The sequence below is a fragment of the Rhizobacter sp. P2_H2 genome, from assembly GCF_056403375.1.
On the sequence record NZ_JBFUFP010000171.1, the window covers coordinates 1 to 7,691 of the forward strand.

At 70.4% G+C, this 7,691-nt stretch carries 11 protein-coding genes; 2 read left to right on the forward strand and 9 right to left on the reverse strand.

All coding sequences use genetic code 11. The annotated features are described in order from the left end of the window. Positions 1-117: 117 nt before the first annotated feature. From AC1D15_RS11965 to AC1D15_RS11980, 4 genes are read right to left on the reverse strand one after another with little or no spacing between them, the layout of a single operon-like run. Positions 118-1,080, reverse strand: coding sequence for an aspartate carbamoyltransferase catalytic subunit (locus AC1D15_RS11965; protein ID WP_477826141.1), 963 nt, complete (start codon positions 1,078-1,080; stop codon positions 118-120). After that, positions 1,080-1,580: a bifunctional pyr operon transcriptional regulator/uracil phosphoribosyltransferase PyrR gene (pyrR, locus tag AC1D15_RS11970; protein ID WP_047499677.1), complete on the reverse strand. Its 501-nt coding sequence runs from the start codon at positions 1,578-1,580 to the stop codon at positions 1,080-1,082. Before pyrR ends, AC1D15_RS11965 begins: the two co-directional genes overlap by 1 nt. 37 nt (positions 1,581-1,617) lie before the next feature. After that, positions 1,618-2,016 (reverse strand): Holliday junction resolvase RuvX, encoded by a 399-nt coding sequence (gene ruvX, locus AC1D15_RS11975; RefSeq protein ID WP_477826142.1) that lies wholly within the window; start codon positions 2,014-2,016, stop codon positions 1,618-1,620. Further along, positions 2,009-2,596, reverse strand: a complete 588-nt coding sequence (locus tag AC1D15_RS11980; RefSeq protein WP_047499672.1) for a YqgE/AlgH family protein — start codon at positions 2,594-2,596, stop codon at positions 2,009-2,011. The genes ruvX and AC1D15_RS11980 overlap by 8 nt, the downstream gene beginning before the upstream one ends. A gap of 33 nt (positions 2,597-2,629) precedes the next feature. On the opposite strand from AC1D15_RS11980, the gene AC1D15_RS11985 reads away from it, so the two are divergent. Further along, positions 2,630-4,099: a cryptochrome/photolyase family protein gene (locus tag AC1D15_RS11985; RefSeq protein WP_477826143.1), complete on the forward strand. Its 1,470-nt coding sequence runs from the start codon at positions 2,630-2,632 to the stop codon at positions 4,097-4,099. On the opposite strand, the gene AC1D15_RS11990 is transcribed toward AC1D15_RS11985, so the two are convergent. After that, on the reverse strand, positions 4,078-4,449 hold the full coding sequence (locus AC1D15_RS11990) for a hypothetical protein (RefSeq protein ID WP_465114136.1): 372 nt from the start codon (positions 4,447-4,449) through the stop codon (positions 4,078-4,080). The genes AC1D15_RS11985 and AC1D15_RS11990 overlap by 22 nt on opposite strands. Before the next feature lie 137 nt (positions 4,450-4,586). Beyond that, positions 4,587-4,937 (reverse strand): cupin domain-containing protein, encoded by a 351-nt coding sequence (locus tag AC1D15_RS11995; protein ID WP_465114137.1) that lies wholly within the window; start codon positions 4,935-4,937, stop codon positions 4,587-4,589. Positions 4,938-5,012: 75 nt separating this feature from the next. Here AC1D15_RS11995 and AC1D15_RS12000 point away from each other — a divergent pair, with 75 nt between their 5' ends. Next, positions 5,013-5,948, forward strand: a complete 936-nt coding sequence (locus AC1D15_RS12000; protein WP_477826144.1) for a helix-turn-helix domain-containing protein — start codon at positions 5,013-5,015, stop codon at positions 5,946-5,948. Here the strand turns inward: AC1D15_RS12000 and AC1D15_RS12005 are convergent. The 3 genes from AC1D15_RS12005 to AC1D15_RS12015 all read right to left on the reverse strand — a co-directional run. After that, positions 5,867-6,295, reverse strand: coding sequence for a nuclear transport factor 2 family protein (locus AC1D15_RS12005; RefSeq protein WP_477826145.1), 429 nt, complete (start codon positions 6,293-6,295; stop codon positions 5,867-5,869). The two genes, AC1D15_RS12000 and AC1D15_RS12005, sit on opposite strands and share 82 nt — an antisense overlap. A gap of 71 nt (positions 6,296-6,366) precedes the next feature. Further along, positions 6,367-6,831, reverse strand: a complete 465-nt coding sequence (locus tag AC1D15_RS12010; protein ID WP_477826146.1) for a MerR family transcriptional regulator — start codon at positions 6,829-6,831, stop codon at positions 6,367-6,369. A gap of 3 nt (positions 6,832-6,834) precedes the next feature. Then, positions 6,835-7,691 (reverse strand): GGDEF domain-containing protein (locus AC1D15_RS12015; protein WP_477826147.1); only part of this gene is annotated, 857 nt, incomplete at its 5' end.

Here is a 7,691-nt window from a genome sequence, read left to right on the forward strand (position 1 = left end):
GGAAATCGGCGTTCACGCTGCCGATCGAGACGATGCGGCCGGCCGCGATCGCGAGGTCGCCGGTCTGGTCCAGGCCCGAGGCCGGGTCGATCAGCCGGCCGTTCTTGATCAGGAGTTTCATGCGTTGTTTCCGGCGATGGTGGACATCACGGCCATGCGCACCGCGATGCCGAAGGTGACCTGCGGCAGGATCACGCTCTGCTTGCCGTCGGCCACCGACGAATCGATCTCGACGCCGCGGTTGATCGGCCCCGGGTGCATCACGATCGCATCGGGCTTGGCGAGCGCGAGCTTCTCGTCGGTGAGGCCATAGTTCTTGAAGAACTCGCCGGCGCTCGGCAGCATCGCGCCGCTCATGCGCTCGTTCTGCAGGCGCAGCATGATGATCACGTCGGCGCCGCGGATGCCCTCGGCCATGTCGTGGCACACGCGCACGCCCATCTCCTTCAGGTCACCCGGCACCAGCGTCTTCGGGCCGACCGCGCGGATCTCGGGCACGCCCAGCGTGCTCAGCGCATGGATGTCGGAGCGCGCGACGCGCGAGTGCAGGATGTCGCCGACGATCGCCACCGTCAGGTTGCTGAAGTCCTTCTTGAAGTGCCGGATCGTGTACATGTCCAGCAGCCCCTGCGTCGGGTGCGCATGGCGGCCGTCGCCGGCGTTCACCACGTGCACGTGCGGCGCGCAGTGCTGCGCGATCAGGTAGGGCGCGCCGCTCTCGCCGTGCCGCACGACGAACATGTCGGCATGCATCGCCGACAGGTTGGCGATGGTGTCGAGCAGGCTCTCGCCCTTGGCCGCGCTCGATTTCGCGATGTCGAGGTTGATCACGTCGGCCGACAGCCGCTTGGCGGCGATCTCGAACGTGGTGCGGGTGCGCGTGCTGTTCTCGAAGAACAGGTTGAACACGCTCTTGCCGCGCAGCAGCGGCACCTTCTTCACGTCGCGGTCGTTGACGCTCAGGAAGGTGCCTGCGGTGTCGAGGATGTGGTGGATCACCGCGCGCGGCAGGCCCTCGATCGAGAGCAGGTGGATCAGTTCACCGTGCGCGTTGAGTTGCGGGTTTCGCTTCGAGAGCATCAGCTGCCTTCCTGGATGTCGAAGGTGAATCGGCCGTCGTCGTCGCGTGCGAGGCGAAGGCGCTGCTCGCGCGGCAGCGTGATGCGCGCCGCCGAGTAGGCTGGTTGGATCGGGAGCTCGCGCCCGCCGCGGTCGACCAGCACCGCGAGCGTCACGCTGGCCGGGCGGCCGAAATCGAACAGTTCGTTGATGACGGCGCGCGTCGTGCGGCCGGTGTAGAGCACGTCGTCGATCAGCAGGATCGGGCGGCCGTCGACCTCGAACGGCAGCCGCGTCGGGTCGGCGCTGGACATGCCGCGCGACGCGAAATCGTCGCGGTGCAGCGCGCTGGAGATCACCCCGATCTCGCCCGGCAGCTTCAGCTGCGCATGCAGCCGCTCGGCCAGCCAGGCGCCGCCCGACCAGATGCCCACCAGCACGGTGTCGGGTTGCAGCAGGTTGCGCACGACCGCTTGCAGGTCGGTGTACAACGCCTCGGCGTCGAGAAGCAGTGTGCCCATCAGGTGGTCCTGTCGGTGGAGGTCAAGGCGGCGTTTGTCAAGGCAGGGCTCGCAGGTATTGCTCCAGGATGATGGCCGCCGACGCCGCATCGACGTCGCCGGCCCCCATCGCGTGGGCCTCGGTGGTGGTGTAGCGCTCGTCGACCTCGTGCACCGGCAGCCGGAAGCGGCCGTGCAGCTGGCGGGCGAAGCGCTGCGCGCGGACGGTGTTCTCGTGCGGCGCGCCGTCGGGGTGCACCGGCACGCCGACCACCAGCGCACTCGGCTGCCATTCGGTGATCAGCTTGCCGAGCGCCGCGAAGCGCGCATCGCCGACCGCCGCCACGGTGCGCAGCGGCGTCGCGGTGCGGGTCACGGTGTTGCCGGTGGCCACGCCGACGCGCAGCGTGCCGAAATCGAAAGCCAGGAACGAGCGGGGAGCAGCGGCCTCATGCATGCCCCGCCTCTTGCGAGAGCATGCGCGGGTCGATCCCCAGCAGCGACAGCGCCTTGTCGTAGCGCTGCTCGACCGGCGTGTCGAAGATGACGCCGGGCTCGGCGACGACGTTGATCCAGCCGTTGCGGCCGATCTCTTCCTCGAGCTGGCCGGCGCTCCAGCCGCTGTAGCCGAGCGTGACGAGGATCTTCTTCGGGCCGGCGCCGTGCGACAGCGCCTCCAGCACGTCCTTGCTGGTGGTCATCTCGAGCCCGCCGGGAATCTGCAGCGACGAGTTGTAGTGCCCGCCCTCGCCCGCTTCGCCGCCCAGCCGCTCGTGCAGCACGAAGCCGCGCTCGGTCTGCACCGGGCCGCCGAAGTAGACCGGCACATCGGCCAGGTCGGGGCGGTCGAGCGTCAGTTCGACCTTTTCGAACAGGTTCTTCAGCTTGATGTCGATCGGCTTGTTGATCACCAGGCCGAGCGCGCCCTTCTCGGTGTGCTCGCACAGGTAGATCACCGCGCCGGCGAAGGTGTCGTCGGCCATGCCCGGCATGGCGATCAGGAACTGGTTCGTCAGGTTGATGGTCGCGGCAGGCATCGGGGCATTTTATGACTGCGGCACACTCGCCCGATGGAAAAGGTTACAGAGCCCTCGCTGGACGCCGCGCTGGTGTGGTTCCGGCGTGATTTGCGGGCCGAGGACCATGCCGCGCTGTTCCATGCGCTGAAGGCCGCCCGCAAGGTGTACTGCGGGTTCATCCTCGACCAGGCGATCCTCGATGCGCTGCCGCGCGCCGACCGGCGGGTCGAGTTCATCCGCGACTGCCTGGTCGCGCTCGACACCCGGCTGCAAGCGCTCGCACCCGGCGCCCGGCTGCTGGTGCGGCACGGCCTGGCCACGCAGGAGCTGCCGCGGCTGGCCCACGAACTGCACGTGCAGGCGGTGTACGCCAACCACGACGACGAACCGGCCTCGCTGGCCCGTGACGCCCGGGTGCGCGGCGCGCTGGCCGACCTGGGCATCGCGCTGCACACCGGCAAGGACCATGTGGTGTTCGAGCGCAGCGAGCTGCTGACCGGCAGCGGCAAGGCCTACAGCGTGTTCACGCCGTACAAGAACGCGTGGCTGCGCAAGCTGGAGCCGTTCTACGTCAGCGCGTACCCGGTGGAACGCTACGCGCACCGGCTGGCACCGCCGGCGGAAGATGTCGCCGCTGACATCCCGTCGCTCGCCGAGATCGGCTTCGAGCCGACCAACCTGCACGAACTGCACCAGGGGACGGGCGAGGCCGGCGCACGGGCGCTGCTCGACGACTTCCTGCCGCGCATCGAGCGCTATGGCGAGGCGCGCGACTTCCCGGCGGTGAGGGGGCCGAGCTACCTGTCGATGCACCTGCGCTTCGGCACCGTCTCGATCCGCACGCTGGCGCGCGAGGCGGCGCAGCGCATGCACCACGGCTCGGCGGGCGCGGCGGTGTGGCTGTCGGAGCTGGTGTGGCGCGATTTCTACCACCAGGTGCTGCACCACCACCCACGGGTGGTCGACGCGAGCTTCAAGCCCGAGTACGACGCCATCAAGTGGGAGCACGGCAAGCACGCGCAGGCGCTGTTCGAGGCGTGGTGCGAGGGCCGCACCGGCTACCCGCTGGTCGATGCCGCGATGGCGCAGATCAACCAGACCGGCTACATGCACAACCGGCTGCGCATGGTGACGGCCAGCTTCCTGACCAAGGACCTCGGCATCGACTGGCGCTGGGGCGAGCGCTGGTTCGCCGAGAAGCTCAACGACTACGACCTGGCGGCCAACAACGGCGGCTGGCAGTGGGCGGCCTCGACGGGGTGCGATGCGCAGCCGTATTTCCGCATCTTCAACCCGGTGAGCCAGAGCGAGAAGTTCGACGCCGCGGGCAAGTTCATCCGGCGCTACCTGCCGGCGCTGGCGGGGCTGTCGGACCAGGCGATCCATGCGCCGTGGCTGGCGCGGCCGATCGAGCTGGCCGAAGCCGGCGTGCGGCTCGGCGACAGCTACCCGCTGCCGGTCGTGATGCACGACGAGGCGCGAGTGCGGACGCTCGAGCGCTATGCGGTGGTGAAAGGCTGATCTTCCGGGTCCTCGTCGTCGCTGTCCCCGTCATCGGGCGTGTCGCGTCCCCGCGAATCGCCTTGGCCGCCATGCCGGCGGCGCCCACCGCGCGACGGGCGGGTCGCACGCGCGACACCGCCCTTCGTCCGGGAGGTGGAAGGCGCCGCGCCCAAGGAGCCTCCATCGTCCCCCGGCGGGTCCCCGCCGGTCACGTCCGCCAGCGCGTCGATCCCCTGCCCGTCCGAGCCGTCGAAGCCCGCCGTCCCCAGCGTGACGCGGGCGCCGCCGCGGCACATCGACACTTTCCGCAGCAGGTAGGCCTGGCGGTCGGGTGCGGCGATCAGCGGCTCGATCAGGCCCAGCTGCACCGCGGCATTTCCAACAGGAGCAACTCCCACGGCGTGACTTTCACGGAGGATTGAAGACGGACAGTGGGTGACCGCGCCGGCCCGGCGGTTCCGTCAGCGGCCACGCGGGCGGCGCTTTGTCTGCCCACCCCGTGGCATCACAGCACGCGCCGCGGCGCGGCCGTCGCCGCATCGCCGCTGTTCGGCGTGCCGGTCGGCTCGATCAGCAGCATGTGCACTTCTTCCTCGGCCCACGGCCGGTGCTGCACGCCGCGCGGCACGACGAACATCTGGCCAGGGCCGAGCGTGACCGTGCCGTCCGGCAGATCGATGTGCAGCCGGCCCTTCAGCACGAGGAAGAAGTCGTCGGTGTCGGGGTGGGCATGCCAGCGGTACTCGCCGTTCACCTTCACCACCATCACGTCGTGGCCGTTGTACTCGGCCACGGTGCGTGGGGCCCAGTGGTCGCTGAAGAGTTCGAGCTTGCCGTGCAGGTCGATCGCGTTCATGGAAATCCTGGCATCGAGAGTGGAACTGCACGCAGTCTGCCGCCGCGTGCGGCAACGGTCTTGTACGCTTGTCACATGTCGACCCTGCCTTCCGGCGACGCCAACGCCTCGAGTCCTTCGGATTGGGCCCGCTTCCAGCCGGGTGCCACGCCCGACATCACGCTGATGCGGGCGCATTTCACCGAGCATGTGTTCGAGCGGCACAGCCACGCGCAGTACGCGATCGGCGTCACGCACAGCGGGGTGCAGACCTTCCACTGCCGCGGCGCCGCCCACGCCAGCCTGCCCGGCGACCTGCTGCTGTTCAACCCCGACGAGGCCCACGACGGCCAGCGCGGCACCGACGAAGGATTCGGCTACGCGATCCTCTACGTCGACCCGGCCGCGCTGCCGCGCCACCTGCAACGCGAGGCCGGCACGCTCGCCAGCGCCTTCTTCCGGCAGCCGGTGGTGCACGACCCGCCGGCCGCCGCCGCGCTGCAGCGCGCGATGGCGGCCATCGGCCAGCCGCAGGAGTCGCTGCGCGGCGAGGCCCTCACCACCGATGTGCTGGTGCGGTTGCTGCAGCGGCACGGCGAGACACCGGCGACGGGCACCAGCCCGCTGGCCGCCGGTTCACGGCGCATGCTGCGCGTGCGCGACCACATCCGCGCCCATGCGTCGCGCGACCTGTCGGTGGCCGAGCTGGCGCGCGAGGCCGGGCTGTCGCGGGTGCACCTGAGCCGTGCGTTCGCCCAGCACTTCGGCGTGCCGCCTCACGTCTACCTGAACGCGGTGCGGCTGGAACACGCGAAGCGCCTGCTGCTGGCCGGCGTCGCGCCCGCGCTCGCGGCACTGGACGCCGGCTTTGCGGACCAGAGCCACTTCAGCCGCCGCTTCAAGGGCGCGACCGGCCTGACGCCCGGCGGCTGGCTGCGCCAGATGCGCGGTCAGGCTGCGGCCGGCGGCGGCGGCGCGAGCACCGCATCCACCAGCGCGGTGTCGAGGTACTCCACCACCTCCTTCAGCTGACCGGCTGCGAGCCGGAAGACGAAGCAGTAGCTGTTGTCATACGGCTTGCCGGCCCGGGTGTCGACGCGGCCGCGGCACAGCACCACCACGTGCTCGCCTTCCGCGATGAAGCGCTCGGCGGTGTTGGTGTAGGTGCCTTCGAACTGCGCGAACAGGGGGGCGAGCAGTCGCTCGCGCACCGCCGGCTTGCCGCGCCAGGTGCCGGACCAGGCCGAGCTGCCGGTGATCGTCCAGCAGAAGTCGTCGGCCATCGCGTCGACCAGCGGCCGGCCGTTGCCGACGGCCAGCTGCCCGAAGATGCGCTGCAGCAGCAGCTTGTTGTCGGAAGAAGAGGACAAGGAGGACATGGCGTTGACGGGGGAGTGGGTCATGCCGCCAGTGGGCGATCTAGAGCAGGCTCTAGATCAAGCGATACCCGTCAGCGCTTGAGGGTCTTGGTCTTCGGCTTGAGWGGGCGAGGGCGCGGCAGCGGCCGGCCCTGCGGGTCCGTCGGCGGGCGCGCGCCCTGCGCCACCCAGTCGGCATAGAAGGCCAGCTTGCGGTCGAGCTCCTTCAGCGCCGTCTTCCATTCGGCGATCCGCGCCTCGACCTGCGCACGGTGCGCCGCGAGCTGCTGCTGGCGCTGCGGCAGCGTGCGCCGGCCCTGCATCACGAGCGCGGTGTAGGCCCGCATCTGCGCGATCGACATGCCGGTGCTGCGCAGCCGCTCCATCAGTTCCAGCCAGCCGACATGGCGCTCGCCGTACAGGCGCCGGCCCGCCGCGTTGCGCAGCACGCCGGGCAGCAGCCCCTGTGCCTCGTACCAGCGGATCGCATGCACGCTGCGGCCGGTGCGCTCGGCCAGTTCGCCGATGCGCATCTGCGGCGCCGGGTCGGTGGCCATGGCTCAGGTCCTGCACGCCACCAGGTGCGATTGCACGCCGTCGCGGCCCGCCGCCTTCACGCGGTACAGCGCCTCGTCGGCCTGCGAGGCGGCGGGCTCCCAGCCGTCGAAGCGGTCKAAGCTGGCCGACACGCCGATGCTCGCCGTGCAGCCGATCCGCTCGCTGCCGGTGGCCGCCGGCACCTGCAGGCGGCCGATGCTGCGGTGCAGCCGGTCGGCCAGCGCGAGCACGATCGCGCGGTCCGCGCCGACGCAGCCGACCAGGAACTCCTCGCCGCCGATGCGCGCGACGAAATCGCCGGCGCGCAGCTGCGACTGCAGCTCGCGCGCCACGCCTTGCAACACCGCATCGCCGGTGGCGTGGCCCAGCGTGTCGTTGATGCGCTTGAAGTGGTCGATGTCGATCAGCAGCAGCGTCAACGGCGCGGCCTGGCGCTGGTCGAAATGCTGCTTCAGCGCCTGCGCGAGGCCGTTGCGGTTGAACACGCCGGTCAGCGCGTCGCGGGTCGCCAGGTCGGCGAGCTGGCCGTTCAGGCGCAGCAGCATCATCCACACCAGCGTCAGCGCGGTGACCACCGCCGTGACCGATGCGTAGAGGTAGTAGCCCTGGGCCATCGGGCCGTGGAAGGCGACCGGCATGCCGTCGCGCGCGATGTGCGCACCGCGCAGCAGCGTCAGCGCCGACAGGCCGCCGACGATCCCGACCAGCAGCGCCAGCGGCGCGTGCAGCGGGGCGCTCTGGCGGGTGCGCTCGGCGGCGAGGATCCAGGCGATCTGCGCATACAGCAGGCCGATCATCGCGTTCAGCGCGACGTGCCGCGCCTGCGCGCCGCCGAAGGCCGCCGCGGCGACCTCGGTGC

Excerpts from the sequence above, each read along its gene's own strand:
- AC1D15_RS11965 (WP_477826141.1), bottom strand. The coding sequence starts at position 1,080 with ATGCTCTCGAAGCGAAACCCGCAACTCAACGCGCACGGTGAACTGATC.
- pyrR (WP_047499677.1), bottom strand. The coding sequence starts at position 1,580 with ATGGGCACACTGCTTCTCGACGCCGAGGCGTTGTACACCGACCTGCAA.
- ruvX (WP_477826142.1), bottom strand. The coding sequence starts at position 2,016 with ATGCATGAGGCCGCTGCTCCCCGCTCGTTCCTGGCTTTCGATTTCGGC.
- AC1D15_RS11980 (WP_047499672.1), bottom strand. The coding sequence starts at position 2,596 with ATGCCTGCCGCGACCATCAACCTGACGAACCAGTTCCTGATCGCCATG.
- AC1D15_RS11985 (WP_477826143.1), top strand. The coding sequence starts at position 2,630 with ATGGAAAAGGTTACAGAGCCCTCGCTGGACGCCGCGCTGGTGTGGTTC.
- AC1D15_RS11995 (WP_465114137.1), bottom strand. The coding sequence starts at position 4,937 with ATGAACGCGATCGACCTGCACGGCAAGCTCGAACTCTTCAGCGACCAC.
- AC1D15_RS12000 (WP_477826144.1), top strand. The coding sequence starts at position 5,013 with ATGTCGACCCTGCCTTCCGGCGACGCCAACGCCTCGAGTCCTTCGGAT.
- AC1D15_RS12005 (WP_477826145.1), bottom strand. The coding sequence starts at position 6,295 with ATGTCCTCCTTGTCCTCTTCTTCCGACAACAAGCTGCTGCTGCAGCGC.